The organism is Bacillus sp. CCNWLW194 (genome assembly GCF_037120585.1).
In the GTDB taxonomy this organism is placed as follows: domain Bacteria; phylum Bacillota; class Bacilli; order Bacillales; family Bacillaceae_G; genus Bacillus_A; species Bacillus_A basilensis.
Map to the genome: position 1 here is coordinate 184,205 of NZ_JBBBBL010000001.1, position 16,251 is coordinate 200,455.

At 35.4% G+C, this 16,251-nt stretch carries 20 protein-coding genes and 1 pseudogene; 17 read left to right on the forward strand and 4 right to left on the reverse strand.

Going from position 1 to position 16,251, the window contains the following annotated elements:
• Positions 1-40 precede the first annotated feature (40 nt).
• Positions 41-226, reverse strand: a complete 186-nt coding sequence (locus V7S50_RS01060; protein ID WP_313897230.1) for a hypothetical protein — start codon at positions 224-226, stop codon at positions 41-43.
• Positions 227-380: 154 nt separating this feature from the next.
• On the opposite strand from V7S50_RS01060, the gene V7S50_RS01065 reads away from it, so the two are divergent.
• Positions 381-1,619 carry a DNA polymerase IV gene (locus V7S50_RS01065; protein WP_242252172.1) on the forward strand — a complete coding sequence of 413 codons (1,239 nt, stop codon included), beginning with the start codon at positions 381-383 and terminating at the stop codon, positions 1,617-1,619.
• A gap of 235 nt (positions 1,620-1,854) precedes the next feature.
• Here the strand turns inward: V7S50_RS01065 and V7S50_RS01070 are convergent, their stop codons facing one another.
• Positions 1,855-2,106, reverse strand: coding sequence for a DUF3932 family protein (locus tag V7S50_RS01070; protein WP_063223025.1), 252 nt, complete (start codon positions 2,104-2,106; stop codon positions 1,855-1,857).
• A 189-nt stretch (positions 2,107-2,295) separates the two neighbouring features.
• Here V7S50_RS01070 and rnz point away from each other — a divergent pair, with 189 nt between their 5' ends.
• The 4 genes from rnz (at position 2,296) to sdaAA (ending at position 5,519) form a co-directional block, all read left to right on the forward strand.
• Positions 2,296-3,219 (forward strand): ribonuclease Z, encoded by a 924-nt coding sequence (gene rnz / locus V7S50_RS01075; RefSeq protein WP_242252171.1) that lies wholly within the window; start codon positions 2,296-2,298, stop codon positions 3,217-3,219.
• Between the two features lie 560 nt (positions 3,220-3,779).
• On the forward strand, positions 3,780-3,917 hold the full coding sequence (locus V7S50_RS01080) for a hypothetical protein (protein ID WP_161940519.1): 138 nt from the start codon (positions 3,780-3,782) through the stop codon (positions 3,915-3,917).
• A gap of 45 nt (positions 3,918-3,962) precedes the next feature.
• Positions 3,963-4,622 (forward strand): L-serine ammonia-lyase, iron-sulfur-dependent subunit beta, encoded by a 660-nt coding sequence (sdaAB, locus tag V7S50_RS01085; protein WP_060632200.1) that lies wholly within the window; start codon positions 3,963-3,965, stop codon positions 4,620-4,622.
• Positions 4,623-4,640: 18 nt separating this feature from the next.
• On the forward strand, positions 4,641-5,519 hold the full coding sequence (gene sdaAA, locus V7S50_RS01090; RefSeq protein WP_063223027.1) for an L-serine ammonia-lyase, iron-sulfur-dependent, subunit alpha: 879 nt from the start codon (positions 4,641-4,643) through the stop codon (positions 5,517-5,519).
• 52 nt (positions 5,520-5,571) lie between these two features.
• On the opposite strand, the gene proI is transcribed toward sdaAA, so the two are convergent.
• A complete protein-coding gene (gene proI / locus V7S50_RS01095) occupies positions 5,572-6,411 on the reverse strand; it encodes a pyrroline-5-carboxylate reductase ProI (RefSeq protein WP_242252169.1) in 840 nt (279 codons plus the stop codon).
• 164 nt (positions 6,412-6,575) lie between these two features.
• Between proI and V7S50_RS01100 the strand changes: the two genes are divergently transcribed.
• Complete coding sequence (locus tag V7S50_RS01100; protein WP_242252167.1) at positions 6,576-7,529, forward strand: MBL fold metallo-hydrolase; 954 nt, start codon at positions 6,576-6,578, stop codon at positions 7,527-7,529.
• A gap of 9 nt (positions 7,530-7,538) precedes the next feature.
• Positions 7,539-8,333, forward strand: a complete 795-nt coding sequence (locus V7S50_RS01105; RefSeq protein WP_098555497.1) for an SDR family oxidoreductase — start codon at positions 7,539-7,541, stop codon at positions 8,331-8,333.
• Positions 8,334-8,364: 31 nt separating this feature from the next.
• Here V7S50_RS01105 and V7S50_RS01110 read toward each other — a convergent pair whose 3' ends face one another.
• A complete protein-coding gene (locus V7S50_RS01110; RefSeq protein ID WP_063223031.1) occupies positions 8,365-8,550 on the reverse strand; it encodes a YqzH family protein in 186 nt (61 codons plus the stop codon).
• 223 nt (positions 8,551-8,773) lie between these two features.
• Between V7S50_RS01110 and argC the strand changes: the two genes are divergently transcribed.
• The 10 genes and pseudogenes from argC (at position 8,774) to V7S50_RS01160 (ending at position 16,183) form a co-directional block, all read left to right on the forward strand.
• A complete protein-coding gene (argC, locus tag V7S50_RS01115; protein ID WP_242252165.1) occupies positions 8,774-9,811 on the forward strand; it encodes an N-acetyl-gamma-glutamyl-phosphate reductase in 1,038 nt (345 codons plus the stop codon).
• 10 nt (positions 9,812-9,821) lie between these two features.
• Positions 9,822-11,045, forward strand: a complete 1,224-nt coding sequence (gene argJ, locus V7S50_RS01120; RefSeq protein ID WP_242252164.1) for a bifunctional glutamate N-acetyltransferase/amino-acid acetyltransferase ArgJ — start codon at positions 9,822-9,824, stop codon at positions 11,043-11,045.
• 11 nt (positions 11,046-11,056) lie between these two features.
• Positions 11,057-11,824, forward strand: a complete 768-nt coding sequence (argB, locus tag V7S50_RS01125) for an acetylglutamate kinase (protein WP_063223034.1) — start codon at positions 11,057-11,059, stop codon at positions 11,822-11,824.
• Positions 11,821-12,981, forward strand: coding sequence for an acetylornithine transaminase (argD, locus tag V7S50_RS01130; protein WP_242252163.1), 1,161 nt, complete (start codon positions 11,821-11,823; stop codon positions 12,979-12,981). Before argB ends, argD begins: the two co-directional genes overlap by 4 nt.
• 12 nt (positions 12,982-12,993) lie before the next feature.
• Entirely contained in the window at positions 12,994-13,944 is a 951-nt protein-coding gene (gene argF / locus V7S50_RS01135) for an ornithine carbamoyltransferase (protein WP_242252162.1), read from the forward strand.
• Positions 13,945-14,276: 332 nt separating this feature from the next.
• Positions 14,277-14,372 (forward strand): annotated as a pseudogene (locus tag V7S50_RS01140) (WXG100 family type VII secretion target); the annotation flags it as partial.
• Positions 14,373-14,374: 2 nt separating this feature from the next.
• Positions 14,375-14,524, forward strand: coding sequence for an EndoU domain-containing protein (locus V7S50_RS01145; RefSeq protein WP_235613029.1), 150 nt, complete (start codon positions 14,375-14,377; stop codon positions 14,522-14,524).
• A 21-nt stretch (positions 14,525-14,545) separates the two neighbouring features.
• Positions 14,546-14,881, forward strand: coding sequence for a tRNA-Val4 (locus V7S50_RS01150; RefSeq protein ID WP_242252161.1), 336 nt, complete (start codon positions 14,546-14,548; stop codon positions 14,879-14,881).
• 542 nt (positions 14,882-15,423) lie between these two features.
• Positions 15,424-15,708, forward strand: coding sequence for an EndoU domain-containing protein (locus V7S50_RS01155; RefSeq protein ID WP_242252160.1), 285 nt, complete (start codon positions 15,424-15,426; stop codon positions 15,706-15,708).
• 61 nt (positions 15,709-15,769) lie between these two features.
• Positions 15,770-16,183 (forward strand): hypothetical protein, encoded by a 414-nt coding sequence (locus V7S50_RS01160; RefSeq protein WP_242252159.1) that lies wholly within the window; start codon positions 15,770-15,772, stop codon positions 16,181-16,183.
• Positions 16,184-16,251 lie beyond the last annotated feature (68 nt).

Here is a 16,251-nt window from a genome sequence, read left to right on the forward strand (position 1 = left end):
ATAGAAAAAGCGTGTAAATCAATTGTGATTTACACGCTTTTTATTTTGATTCGATTGCTTTTACAAGGCGGATAAGCCAATACAAGAAAATCCATGGCAGTATGTAAGTTGTTATTACATGGATTAGGCGAGGAAGGAAACCAGCTATGTTCATATCAAAAATAGGAAGAAGTAAATAATTGATTGCGACGATTAGTATAATTACGAGTATAGTTGAGTTTATCAGTAGATTTCATAGTAATCACTCCTAATTACAAATATATCCATTTTATTTAAATTATAGCAATAAACATGATAGAAAAGAACAAGTAATTATTATAATTATTGTGCAAAATTTGATATAATAAAAGAACGAACGTTCTGATTAGGGAGTGAGTACTATGCGAGAAATGTATCCGAAAAAGGGTCGTGTTATTTTACATGTAGATATGAATTGTTTTTTCGCATCTGTTGAAATTGCTCATGACTCATCATTACAAGGGAAGCCGTTAGCGGTTGCTGGAAATGAAAAAGAAAGAAAAGGAATTATCATAACATGTAGTTATGAGGCGAGAGAATATGGAATACGTACAACGATGCCTCTTTGGGAAGCGAAACGGTTATGCCCACAATTAGTTATAAGACGTCCTAATTTTACATTATATCGCGAAGCTTCATTTCAAATGTTTCAAATTCTTTCCCGTTTTACAGAAAAAATACAACCAGTCTCAATAGATGAAGGGTATTTAGATATTACAGATTGCTACGCACTTGGTTCACCTCTTGAAATAGCAAAGATGATTCAGCAAGCGTTATTAACAGAGTTACAGCTGCCGTGTAGCATCGGAATTGCTCCAAACCTTTTCCTTGCAAAAACAGCTTCTGATATGAAAAAGCCTCTCGGTATTACGGTGCTTCGAAAACGAGATATTCCAGAAATGATTTGGCCACTTCCAGTTGGAGTGATGCATGGAATTGGAGAAAAAACAGCTGAAAAATTAAATGCTATTCATATACAAACCATTGAGCAGTTAGCAAAGGGAAACGAACATATCATTCGCGCTAAAATTGGAAAGCACGGTGTTGATTTACAAAAGCGGGCAAAAGGTATGGATGATAGGGAAGTTGATCCGAGTCAAATGGGACAACATAAAAGCGTTGGTAACTCGATGACTTTTTCAAAGGATATGGATGAAGAGAAAGAATTACTTGATATGTTAGAACGGCTATCAAAATCAGTGAGTAAAAGGTTACAAAAGCGAACTCTTGTCAGCTATAATATTCAAATTATGATTAAGTATCATGATAGGCGAACAGTAACGCGGAGTAAGCAATTGAAAAATGCCATTTGGGAAGAACGAGATATTTTTCAAGCAGCTTCTCGTTTATGGAAGCAACATTGGGATGGTGATTCCGTTCGTTTGCTAGGTGTTACAGCTACTGAAATAGAGTGGAAGACAGAATCGGTGAAACAATTAGATTTGTTTTCATTTGAAGAAGATGCGAAAGAAGAACCATTACTTGCTGTCATTGATCAAATTAATGATAAGTATGGAATGCCAATTTTACAACGAGGTAGTCAACTACTACGTAAGCAAGAAAAGTCTTTTCAGCAAAAATTAGAAAATAAGTTTATGTAGAAGGTGTCATGAAGCAGTATATATCATGACCCTTTTTATTATAAAGTTTTTATAGAAAACCAATTGTCTCTTTTGCACTACAAGCAAAAGAATTATTTAATAACTCAAGTGAAAAGATAATTTTAGATGAGTTTCATCAAAGTATGTATACAAATTTTGGACGGAATATGCCGATTTGCTATATAAATATAAATATAAATAAAAAAGCACTGTAACCAGTGCTTTTTATGATAGATTAAGAGATTGTATGATTTTCAAAAATAACAATTTCTGAACTGTTTGTTGTTGAAACACGTTGTGCATAATATGTGAAAGCTGAAGAAATATATGTTGGTAACGAATCATTTGTATGTGTTGTTGTATATTCATGGATTAACTCTTTCAAAGTCGTCCATTCTAATTGTGCTGGGTGATCAGACACGAAAGAACTTACCCAGCGATCAAATGAAGATGAAAAATCAGTTTGTAAACGAAATGCTTCTTTCATAATAAAACGCTCCCTTAAAATGTAGTATAATCATTTTAGCATAAAACACGAACGATTGCTAAGTTTTTCGAGTATAACGTTCGTGATATATAGTTGTCTAGATGATTGGTTATGTAAAATCGATTTGCCATTTGAAATAACATTCCGTAAGATGGAAGGTAGATTATATAAAGAGCTGGAGGAAAGAAAGTGGAATTTGTATTTTTAGGAACTGGTGCAGGTGTTCCTTCGAAAGGAAGGAACGTTTCAGCAATTGCTTTGCAATTGTTAGAAGAACGAGGACAGACTTGGTTATTTGATTGTGGCGAGGCGACGCAACATCAAATACTACATACGTCAGTACGTCCACGCCGCATTGAAAAAATATTTATTACGCATTTACATGGTGATCATATTTTTGGATTGCCTGGTTTATTAGGAAGCCGTTCGTTTCAAGGAGGGACTACACCTTTAACAGTGTATGGACCAAAAGGAATTAAACAATTTATTGAAGTGGCATTATCAGTAAGTACGACACATGTAAAATACCCACTTGAAATTGTTGAGATAACAGAAGAAGGTACTGTGTTTGAAGATAATGAATTTCACGTGGAAACGAAAAGGTTGTCACATGGTATTGAATGTTTTGGGTATCGTATTATAGAGAAAGATATACAAGGTGCTCTTTTAGTCGATAAATTGCTGGAGATGGGCGTGAAACCAGGTCCACTCTTTAAACGTTTAAAAGATGGGGAAGTAGTTGAATTAGAAAATGGTACGATGCTAAATGGAAAAGACTTTATCGGTCCGCCTCAAAAGGGAAGAATTATTACCATTTTAGGTGATACGAGATATTGTGAAGCGAGTAGAGAGCTGGCACAAGACGCTGACGTACTTGTTCATGAAGCAACTTTTGCGGCAGAAGATGAACAACAAGCGTATGATTATTTTCATTCTACATCTAAGCAGGCTGCAAGTATTGCACTTCAGGCAAATGCAAAACGATTAATATTGACTCATATTAGTTCTCGTTATCAAGGAGATACATATAAGGAATTATTGAAAGAGGCAAGAGAGCTATTTTCTAATACAGAAATAGCTACAGATTTGAAATTATTTCCAGTAGAGAGATAATAATGTTATGAAAAAATGGTGACGAAAGGTTGCCATTTTTTTATTTCTAAAAAAAATTTAAAATAAAGCTGTTATCATTTTATGCTTATATTGGATGAAACAGAAAGTTTTAATGATGTGAAGATATAGGATGAAACTACATAGTATTGATTATTTAGAAAAACTGTTATATAAGTCAGACGACATACGAGTGATACAAATAGCAAAAACGGATTTTTATTCAGAACTTTTAAAATTCAATAAAAGTAAGCGTTTTATTAAAAACAGGCTATAATGAGGACAGATTATAATTTACTGTAGGCTACATGTGTTTGATTCATTTATCATAACAAGTGAAGTTGAATAAATCGTGAGAGAGCAACATGGAAATTATAATAGGAAGGATATTACTATTATTTGTATTAAGTCTTTTTCACTTTTTAGCTTTAAGGCATCAAAAGGTATGAAAGCAATGGGTGTTTCACTTGTTTGTGCTATGCTTGTAAGGGGTTCTGTGTTAAACTTTGGATTGCTACAAGACTTTACCGTAGATTATCTTATATTATTTTTAAATGAAGGTAATGCTAAGTTTCTTATTTAATATTATAACTGGTATTATTTCAGGATATATTGCTTCACTGTTATTCAAAAACAATCCAATTCGTACAGCGGAACAAATTCGTAATACAACTGGAAAAGCAACCGATTTGGTAGCTTAATAGAATAGTGAAAATTTTTTTCATAGAGGTTTAGGGGGAGTTATGATGAAGTATCGCTCAGTATTTGATATTATTGGTCCAGTTATGATTGGTCCATCAAGTTCACATACAGCAGGGGCAGCAAGAATGGGGCAAGTTGCTCGCCAGCTGTTTCGTCATGAACCAGAAAGAGTAAGCATTTCATTATATGGATCATTTGCAAAGACGTATCGAGGGCATGGTACGGATGTAGCGTTAATTGGTGGAATATTAGGATTTGAAACAGATGACTTACGTATTCCAGAAGCGCTAGATATAGCAAAAGAGCGCGAAATTGAAGTGGAATTCATTGAAGAGGATGCAAATGCACCTCACCCAAATACAGCGAGAATTCGTTTGTATAAAGGTGAAGAAGAAATTGAAGTTGTAGCTTGCTCAATTGGTGGCGGTAAAATTGAAGTTGTAGAATTAAACGGATTCGATCTTCAATTATCAGGCACGAGTCCAGCACTACTTATTGTAAATAACGATCGCTTCGGTGCTATTGCAGCAGTAGCTTCAATCCTTGCGAAACATGAGATCAACATTAGTACAATGAGTGTTTCTCGTAAAGAAAAAGGAAGAAGAGCGCTGATGGTTATCGAAACAGATGAATTATTAGCAAATGAAGTGATTGAAGAAATAAAAGCGCAACAAAATATTTGTCAAGTAACTATTATGGAATAATTGCAGGGGGGACACACCATGTTTCGGAACGCAGCGGAACTAGTGGCGCAAGCTAAAGAACAAAATGTAAAAATCGCAGAAATTATGATTCAATGTGAAATGGAAACAAGAAGTATTTCACGTGAAGAAGTAATTGCGGGTATGGAAAAGAATTTAGTCGTGATGGAGCAAGCAGTAGAACGTGGTATTCGCGGTGTGAAATCACCAACTGGTTTAACTGGCGGAGATGCTGTAAAAGTTCAGGCGTATATGGAGAGCGGAAAAGGCTTATCTGGAGATACGATTTTGGATGCAGTGAGTAAAGCTGTTGCAACAAATGAAGTAAACGCAGCGATGGGAATTATTTGTGCAACACCAACGGCAGGGTCTGCTGGGACAGTACCAGGTGTACTATTTGCACTAAGAGAAAAATTGCAGCCTACACGTGAAGAAATGATTGAATTTTTATTTACAGCAGGAGCTTTTGGTATGGTTGTTGCGAATAACGCTTGTATTTCTGGTGCGGCAGGAGGATGCCAAGCTGAAGTTGGTTCAGCAAGTGGAATGGCAGCTGCAGCTGCAGTTGAGATGGCTGGTGGAACACAAGATCAAGCAGCTACAGCGATGGCAATTTCATTAAAGAACATGCTTGGTTTAGTATGCGATCCTGTTGCAGGACTTGTAGAAGTACCTTGTGTAAAACGTAATGCAGCAGGAGCTGCAAATGCGATGATTTCAGCTGATTTAGCATTAGCTGGTGTAACGAGTACAATTCCATGTGATGAAGTAATTGAGGCAATGTTTAGAATCGGACAAACGATGCCAGTAGCACTTCGTGAAACAGCTGAAGGTGGACTTGCAGCAACACCGACTGGTCGCCGTCTGCAAGAAGAGATTTTTGGAAAGACTAATAACTAAAAAATATATGTTTATAAAAAAATGGAGCTCAAGTAAGATTGAGCTCCATTTCTTATTTTTCTTTTGTTAGTTGTTCTAATGTTTCCCCGAGATTATGTGATCGTTGTGTAGCCTGTGTAATACAAGAAATAAGGGCTTGTTGAAATTGATGTTCTTGTAATACTTCAATGCCAGCTTCGGTCGTTCCACCAGGAGAAGTAATTTCCTTTCGCAAAATAGAAGGGTGTTTTTCACTTGCTTTTAGCATTTCAGCAGCACCAATCATCGTCTGAAGAATAAGTGACTTTGCAACATCTTCTTTTAAACCGATTTTTTTTGCGGCTTCTTCCATCGCCTCTACTACGTAATAAATATAAGCAGGGCCACTTCCGGATAATGCAGTGACAGCATGCATATCTTCTTCCTCTACAACAGAGACGAGACCAATCGTTTCAAATAAGGCTGTTGCAGTCTGAATATGTTCCGCTTTTGCATGTTTTGAAGGCGAGATAGCAGTAGCTGATTTTAAAATAGCAGCAGATGTATTTGGCATGGCGCGAATAATCGGAACATCTTTTTGAAGTAGGTTTCTAATCGAGTGAGTAGAAACACCTGCTAATAACGAAATAATAAGCAGGTTATTATGTATATATTCTTTAAAAGGGATAAGCGCTTCTGCAACATCCTTTGGTTTCATCGCTAGGAAAAGAATATTTGTATCAGTAAGTAGTTCTTTTTTATTATGTGTACCTTTGACACCGTATTTTTTATGTAGCTCCTGTAACCTTGTCTCGTTAGAACGATTACTTACGGTAATTTGTTCGGCTTTCACAACATTTGCATGTAACAAGCCACCAATAATAGCTTCAGCAATAGAGCCTGCACCGAGAAAGGAAATGTTTTGAATAGACATGATGTTCCTCCTTTAAATTTGGTAGAAATTCTTATAAATGTACATACATTCGTTTTTAAATAGGAAACACCTCTTTTTATCTGAAAATAATGACAAATATATATAGAAGTTGTAAACTGAAGAAGTATTCATTTTTGAACCGGAAAGAGACAGGGGGGCTAAGCATGACGGCAATTCACCGAATGGAGATTCCTGTGCCATTTGCAGTTGAAACTGTGAATGTGTTTTTAGTTGAGGGGGAGACATTAACATTAATTGATACAGGGACGAATACAGAAGAGGCAAGAAATGCGTTAGAAAGTCAGTTAGGTGCATTAGGATATACGATAGAAGATATTGAAACAGTAGTCATTACGCATCATCATGCGGATCATTGTGGGCTTTTAAATATATTTTCTGAGAAAACAAACATTATTGGACACCCTTGGAATGAGCCTTGGATTACGCAAAATCCAGAATTTTTAAAGCGGTATCATGAGTTTTTTAGAGAGACAGCTTTGCAATTTGGTGTTCCAGCAGCATTTTTGAAAGACGAGGCGTTATTAACGACAAGAACACTTAAATATTCTTGTAATAGATCGTTAACGCATACTGTGAGAGAGGGAAATCGTATTGATTCCTTACCTGGGTTTACAGTAATCGAAACACCAGGTCATGCTTCCACTCATATTTCATTATATAGAGAATCTGATGGGATATTAATTGGCGGTGATGCTCTCATTAGTCATATTTCTTCGAATCCAATATTAGAACCACCATATGAAGGACAAACAGAAAGGGCACGCCCGTTATTACAATATAATCAAACGTTAAAGCGTTTAAGTGAAATGAATATTTCACGCATTTTATCAGGACATGGAGAAGATGTCCTAAATGTGAAACAACTTATTGAAACGAGATTACAAAAGCAAGAAACACGTGCGTTTAAAGTGCTTGAGTTATTAAAGGAAAAACCAATGACAGCATTTGAAGTATGTGTAAAACTATTTCCGGTATTATATAAAGAGCAATTACCACTTACTATTTCAGAAACGGTTGGACAATTAGACTTTTTAGCATATAATCAACAAGTGATGATTGATGAATCTTCGCAACAATTGATTTATTATGCAAAGTAGGTGACAGCAATGACGGGACGTTTACAAAATAAAGTAATCGTCATTACAGGTGCTTCTAGTGGAATTGGAGAGCAAGTTGCAATGCAAGTTGCAGAGCAAGGGGCGACTCCAGTATTAATGGCTAGAACAGAAGAGAAATTAAAAGTGTTAGCAGAAAAAATTAAAGAAACTTATAATACGCCTTGCCATTATTATGTATTAGATGTAAGTGAAGAGACGGAGGTACAATCTGTTTTTTCAAAGGTATTACAAGAAGTGGGACGTATTGATATATTAGTAAACAATGCGGGATTTGGTATTTTTAAAACGTTTGAAGATGCGTCAATGGATGAAGTGAAAGATATGTTCCAAGTAAATGTATTTGGATTAGTAGCTTGTACGAAAGCGGTACTACCTTATATGGTAAACAGAAACGAAGGACATATTATTAATATTGCTTCACTTGCTGGGAAAATTGCGACTCCAAAATCAAGCGCATATGCAGCGACGAAACATGCCGTATTAGGGTTTACGAATAGTTTACGCATGGAGTTGTCTAGTACGAACGTTTTTGTAACAGCGATTAATCCAGGTCCGATAGATACGAACTTTTTTGAAATAGCTGATCAATCCGGTACATATGTGAAAAATATGGGACGATACATGTTAAAGCCAACTTATGTAGCAGAACAAATTGTAAAATCAATGAAAACGAAAAAGCGTGAAGTAAACTTACCGAAGTGGATGGGCATGGGGCCGAAACTTTATGCTCTATTCCCAGGTTTATTTGAGCGTGTTGCAGGCAAATCATTAAGCAAAAAATAGGAGATTTCCATATGGAAATCTCCTATTTTTTTTATTTTCCAGTCACATAATCGTAAACAATATCCTCAACTGCTTCGTATACATCAATTTCAGTATTTGAATGAATTATCGTTTGAATCTGTTTAATTAGCATCTCCTGATCCTCATTTGACATAGGATTACATTGGTATTGTTGAAAACTTTTTATAATCATTTTCTCAATTAATTTTTCATTCATGTTTTCCCCGCCTGTATGTACGTATGTATTGTTTTATTGTACTTGAAGTGGAATGAAAAAACTACTATACATTATTTGTGTATAAAAATTCGGGTGTGTATATTATTTTTCTAGTAAAATTAAGTTTTTTAAGTTTAAAAAATTTATAAATATTTAATTGACTCTATAAATATACAATATTATAATCATACTTAATTTAAAGAATCGATATGAGGAGGAGCGTATGAAAGTCGCGATTATTGGAGCAACTGGGTATGGAGGTATTGAATTAATTCGGTTATTAGAGCAACATCCATATTTTTCGATAGCATCTCTCCATTCTTTTTCACAAGTTGGCGAGTGCATAACAAATGTATATCCGCATCTTCGAAATATTCTTGTTCATACGTTACAAGAAATTGAGGCGGAGGAAATAGAGAAGGAAGCAGAAATTGTATTTTTAGCAACCCCAGCAGGAGTATCGGCAGAGTTAACTCCAAAATTATTAGCAGTAGGTTTAAAAGTAATTGACCTATCTGGAGACTTTCGTATGAAAGATCCTTTGATATACGAACAGTGGTATAAAAGGGCAGCTGCAAAAGAAGAAGTTCTTAGTGAAGCTGTATATGGGTTAAGTGAATGGAAAAGGTCCGAGATTCAAAATGCAAATTTAATTGCAAACCCAGGATGTTTTGCTACAGCTACATTATTAGCGATATTGCCGTTAGTACGTAGCGGCATGATTGAAGAAGATTCAATTATTATTGATGCAAAATCAGGGGTATCTGGAGCAGGCAAAACACCAACAACGATGACTCACTTTCCTGAGTTATACGATAACTTGCGTATTTATAAAGTAAATGAGCATCAACACGTCCCTGAGATTGAGCAAATGCTTGCAGAGTGGGATAGGGAAACGAAGCCAATCACGTTTAGTACACATTTAATACCGATATCACGAGGGATTATGGTTACACTGTATGCGAAAGTAAAACGAGAAATGGAAATAGAACAACTTCAAAAGTTATATGAAGAAACGTATGAACAATCGGCTTTTATTCGAATTCGCACGCAAGGAGAGTTTCCGAGTCCGAAAGAAGTGAGGGGCTCAAATTATTGTGAAATGGGGATAGCTTACGATGAAAGAACAGGAAGAGTGACAGTCGTTTCTGTTATAGACAATATGATGAAAGGTGCGGCTGGGCAAGCGATTCAAAATGCAAATATAGTAGCGGGACTAGAAGAAACTACAGGTTTACAATATATGCCGCTTTATCTATAAGGGGGACATGATGATTAAAGTAGCGTCTATTACAAAAGTAGAAAATGGTTCGATTGTAACTCCGAAAGGTTTCTCGGCCATTGGTACTGCAATTGGTCTGAAAAAGGAGAAAAAGGATTTAGGGGCAATCGTTTGTGATGTACCGGCATCATGTGCTGCTGTTTATACAACAAATCAAATACAAGCAGCCCCCTTGCAAGTAACAAAAGATAGTATAGCGGCTGAGGAGAAATTACAAGCTATTATCGTCAATAGTGGAAATGCAAATGCTTGTACAGGAATGAAAGGATTACAAGATGCTTACGAGATGCGAGTATTAGGAGCGGAACATTTTGGATTGAAAGAAAATTATGTTGCAGTAGCTTCGACAGGTGTAATTGGTGTTCCTTTACCGATGGATATAATTCGAAAGGGAGTTGCAACTCTTATACCGACGAAGGAAGAAAGTGAAGCGCGTTCTTTTTCTGAAGCGATTTTAACGACGGATCTTATAACGAAAGAAACTTGCTATGAAATGATTATTGATGGGAAAAAAGTGACGATTGCTGGTGTTGCTAAGGGCTCAGGGATGATTCATCCGAATATGGCAACGATGCTGAGCTTTATTACGACAGACGCTCATATAGAGCATGACGTATTGCAAACAGCATTATCGCAAATAACGAATCATACATTTAATCAAATTACGGTGGATGGAGATACTTCTACGAATGATATGGTCATCGTTATGGCAAGTGGATTATCAGAAACGAAACCAATTCATATGGAACATCCGGATTGGGAAACTTTCGTATTTGCTTTACAGAAGGTATGTGAAGATTTAGCCAAAAAAATTGCACAAGATGGTGAAGGTGCTACGAAGTTAATAGAAGTAAATGTGCTAGGAGCGAAAGCGAGTGAAGAGGCAAAGAAAATTGCAAAGCAAATAGTCGGTTCAAGTCTTGTGAAAACAGCAATACACGGTGAAGATCCAAATTGGGGGCGAATTATTAGCGGCATTGGACAAAGTGAAGTAGTGATTAATCCAAATACAATTGATATTACTCTTCAATCTATCGTTGTGCTAAAAAATAGTGAACCTCAAATGTTTTCTGAAGAGGAAATGAAAAAGAGATTACAAGAACATGAAATTATGATTGATGTGTATTTACATTTAGGAGAAGAAGCAGGATCAGCTTGGGGCTGTGACTTAAGCTATGAATATGTGAAAATAAACGCTTGTTATCGTACATAAGGAGAGGGAAGATGAGCGATTATATTGTAGTGAAATGCGGCGGTAGTATGTTGGAGCAATTAAATGATGTGTTTTTTGATTGTATAAAGAAATTACAGCAGAAGTATAAGGTAGTGATTGTCCATGGTGGTGGTCCAGAAATTGATACCAACTTAAAAAATTGTAATATCAAAGTAGAAAAAAGAGATGGATTACGAGTGACACCAAAAGAAGTTATGGATATTGTTCAAATGGTGCTATGCGGGAGTACGAATAAAAAGTTTGTAATGAATTTGCAAAGGCATAATTTACTTGCGGTAGGTTGTTCAGGGTGTGACGGCAAATTACTTCAAGTTCAACCTGTCAGCGAGGAGATAGGATATGTGGGAGAAGTAAGCTATGTAGAAACAGCCTTACTAAAAGGATTAATAAATATGAATTATATTCCTGTTATCGCTCCAATCGGGATCCATGATAATGAGATTTATAACATAAATGCGGATACCGCTGCAGCTGGGATTGCGGCCGCACTATCCGCAAAAGAACTCATTTTTATTACGGATGTAGATGGGATATTACATGAAGGGAAATTGGTAAAGAAAACAGATGAGTCTGAAATTGCAACTCTTATAGAAAAAGGAGTTATTACAGGCGGAATGATTCCGAAAGTACAGGCGGCACTAGCTTCATTAAAAATGGGAGTGCACAAGATAAGTATCGTAAATGGTACAAAAGATTTTACTAAAGATACAGGAGAATGTATCGGAACGACGGTAACGAGAGGAGTGAGTATCGTATGACAACTCATCTTTTTCAAACATATGGGAGAAGAACTGTTGAGTTTGTAAAGGGAAAGGGAACGAAAGTTATTGATAATAACAGTAAACAATACTTAGATTTTACGTCAGGAATTGGCGTATGTAATTTGGGACATAGTCACCCTACAGTTATGAAAGCTGTACAAGAACAACTTGATGATATATGGCATATATCTAACCTATTTACAAACAGTTTACAAGAAGAAGTCGCGTCATTATTAACAGAAAATATAGCATTAGATTATGTGTTTTTCTGTAATAGCGGAGCAGAGGCGAATGAAGCAGCTTTGAAGCTAGCTCGTAAGCATACTGGAAAATCTCTCGTCGTAACATGTCTGCAATCTTTTCACGGTAGAACATTCGGAACGATGAGTGCGACGGGGCAAAATAAAGTGAAAGAAGGATTTGGTCCACTCCTTCCGTCTTTTTTACATATCCCCTTTAACGATATAAAAGCATTAGAGGAAGTAATGAATGAAGAAATTGCGGCGGTAATGGTAGAAGTTGTTCAAGGAGAGGGAGGAGTCATACCTGCTGATCTATCTTTTTTGCAAGCGATTGAAGCATTATGTAATAAGTTCGGTTCCTTATTTATTATAGATGAAGTACAAACAGGGATCGGAAGAACAGGTACATTATTTGCTTATGAACAAATGGGAATAAAACCTGATATCGTTACCGTCGCAAAGGCACTTGGAAACGGGATTCCTGTCGGAGCGATGATTGGCCGGAAAGAACTTGGAACATCGTTTACTGCAGGCTCACACGGTTCAACGTTTGGTGGAAATTATATTGCGATGGCTGCAGCGAAAGAAGTATTGCAAGTAAGCAAAAGACCATCGTTTTTAAAAGAAGTACAAGAAAAGGGCGAGTATGTATTACAGAAGTTGCAAGAGGAATTACAACATGTCGAATGTATTCAAAATATACGTGGTAAGGGGCTTATGATTGGAATTGAATGTACGCATGAAGTTGCAAGTTTTATAGAACAACTAGAAAAAGAGGGACTTCTCGTATTACAAGCAGGGCCTAATGTTATAAGGCTATTACCGCCACTTATTGTAACGAATGAAGAGTTAGAACAGGCAGTATATATGATAAAAAAAGTAGTTTGTACAAAAAACGTATCGATCATATAAGGGGGAAATTTCATGTCAACTGTACAAGTACCGAAATTAAATACGAAAGATCTTTTAACACTAGAAGAATTAACGCAAGAAGAAATTATTTCTTTAATTGAGTTCGCTATATATTTAAAAAAGAATAAGCAGGAGCCTTTATTACAAGGCAAAATATTAGGGCTTATCTTTGATAAACATTCAACTCGTACTCGTGTATCTTTTGAAGCGGGAATGGTACAGCTCGGGGGACATGGTATGTTTTTAAGTGGGAAAGAGATGCAAATGGGAAGAGGAGAAACCGTTTCAGATACTGCGAAAGTATTATCGCATTATATTGACGGGATCATGATACGTACATTCTCACATGCGGATGTAGAAGAGCTTGCAAAAGAATCGAGCATACCTGTAATTAACGGTTTAACGGATGATCATCATCCTTGTCAAGCATTGGCAGACCTAATGACAATATATGAAGAAACAAATACATTTAAAGGAATAAAATTGGCTTACATAGGTGACGGAAATAATGTATGTCATTCATTGTTGCTAGCGAGTGCAAAAGTCGGAATGCATATGACTGTTGCAACGCCTGTAGGGTATGAACCGAATGAAGAGATTGTAAAAAAAGCGTTAGCGATTGCCAAGGAAACAGGAGCTGAAATTGAAATTTTGCATAACCCTGAATTAGCGGTGAATAAAGCAGATTTCATTTATACTGACGTTTGGATGAGCATGGGGCAAGAGGGCGAAGAAGAGAAATATACTTTATTTCAACCATATCAAATCAATAACAAACTTGTTAAGCATGCGAAGCAAACATATCGTTTCTTACACTGCTTACCTGCCCATCGTGAAGAAGAAGTCACAGGCGAGATTATAGATGGACCAGAGTCTATTGTCTTTGAGCAAGCTGGTAATCGATTGCATGCGCAGAAAGCATTATTAGTAAGTTTATTTAAAAATGTAGAAGAGCTTTCCTAAAGTATGTACACCCCAGTTGTTAGATACGAATAACAACTGGGGTGTTTTTTATGGTTAAATTCTTTTTAGAAGAGAAAGTAAATAGGATAAAAAGATATTACTTTGAGCATATACTGAATGTACTTAATTATATGGATAGAGGGGGGATATCTATTAGAGAAACAGCTACTAAATTTTTTGTATAACCTTTTGTGCGTAGTTTACCAGGCAGGCTCTTTACTTCACATACACATAGGCTTCATTTGCTGTTAAGTAGATTTATGTTATATAAAGATTTTTAGATGTTATAAAAATTCTGTATTTACATTTTTTCTTTTTATCTCATAATTTTAATTGGGAGAGGGAGGGAAAAAATGGTTCAAATTAAAGTAACACCTGAAATGCTAGAAGAAGTTGCGAATCGTGCAAGTAATACCCGAATCGCGTTGATGTGTTAAAAGGTATTGATGAAGCCTATCAAAATAAAATACAGGTAGGTTCATACAAGTATAAAGGCGTAACATCATCAGGAATTAAAATAGAAATGTACTTGAATACAGATGGTTCAATAGCTACGGCATATCCATTATATAAAAAATAATATAGAAGGTGATTAAGGTATATGAGATATTCATATGAATTTAAGGAAGACCCATTTGGTGATTTAGGGATAGTTTTGCCAGAAGAAATAAGTATTTTCTCGGATTTTATTCAAGATATTTCAACAGAAGAAGAAGTGGATGAGTACATAAGATACATTAAGAAAGTTTTAGAAGGGGGATATGAAGACTTTGAAATTACATTGAATACTACGAGTGTAAAAATCAAGAAGGATGTGACAATAGCTGAACATCATTATCGGATTGATGAACCTTCTGAAAATAAAATTGAAACGGAGGAGTTTATAGAGCTGTTGTTAATATGGAGGGAGAAGATTCCAGAAATATTCAAAGGTTGAATAGGGAGTAACATAGTTGTACATGCGTTATTAAGTAGTTAGTTGTTACTGAGATGCTTACAGTTTTGGCTATTACTTATTTTATACACAAATAAGCACATGCACAGGTAATTAAAAAGCATATGTAAAGTGGATAGAAAAAATAATAAGCTGTTTGAAAATATATACTCCATGATGGTTGTACCATCATGAAGTACTGTGTGCAATGATAGAATAGAAAACAAGGTACGGGCTTAGGTGAGAGGGGCAATTCCAAAAGGAAAATGCTCTTTTTTTATCTAGATGTGTAGAAAGTATGTAGTTTTTTTATGAAGATTTATGTTTGAGAACAGGTGGAATATCGTAATTAAAGTAAATAGTTTTACAATAAGTTTATCAAATCAGAAGAAAAACCTAATAAAATTAGAAAAGTAGTATAGTTAAAGATACGAGAAAAATAGGTTTTTATTTAAAAAAGGATTACAAAGAAATCAATCTTTTTATAAAAGAATAATTCGATTAAATACTATAAAAGCATGTTTTGATTAATCTTTTTTCAAAACATGCTCTTTTCTTTCGTTCTTTTATCACGGTTAATAGCATTAAATGGTACGAAAGGTATCAACTATACGACTCAATTGCCTGATGGGAAATTGGCTAAAATAAAAAATAGTACAATATTTCCTGATAGTTGGAGTGATACAAAGTTTTTAGGTAGTATAACTGATATAGGTAACTCTTCCCCGTTAAGTATTAGAGGAAGAGATGGAGCAACTTTTCATAGGGAAAGTATTGACGGCCTAGAAATTGATGTCATAAAAATAGGTGACAATGTGGTTAGTGGATAGCCAACAGGTCAAATTAATGCACTATTATCAGGTGGAGTTATCAAATAGAGGAGGGACATAAATGTATGAAAAAGTAGATGCAGTATTATCTGGAAATAGCTCAGATAACTACTTCTATGATGATGAATTTATGTATGCACAAAAATTGATAAGTGAATTTACTGAAAATGATTGGGATAAATTGCTTCAAAATTTAAAGGATAGAGATGACAAATATAAAATTAGATTAGTATATTGTATAGATGAAGATACTGGGATGAATGGATTCAATTTATTACTAGATTTACTAAATGTGAATGATGAAATAGCTGAATATGTAATAGACTCTTTGCGTTCTTTTAACAATGAAGAATATAAAAAAATAATCGCTTCCAACAAGCGAATAATGGATAAAGCAGAGAGTCTACTGAAAAGATCGAGTCTGCCAGTTAAGAGAATTTTAGAAGCATTTTTACAACAAAATACACAGTCCTAGTATGTATATCTTTAGAAACAGAATTGTTTAAAATAAATATAAAGGAACTCTATTATTCGATTGGCGTC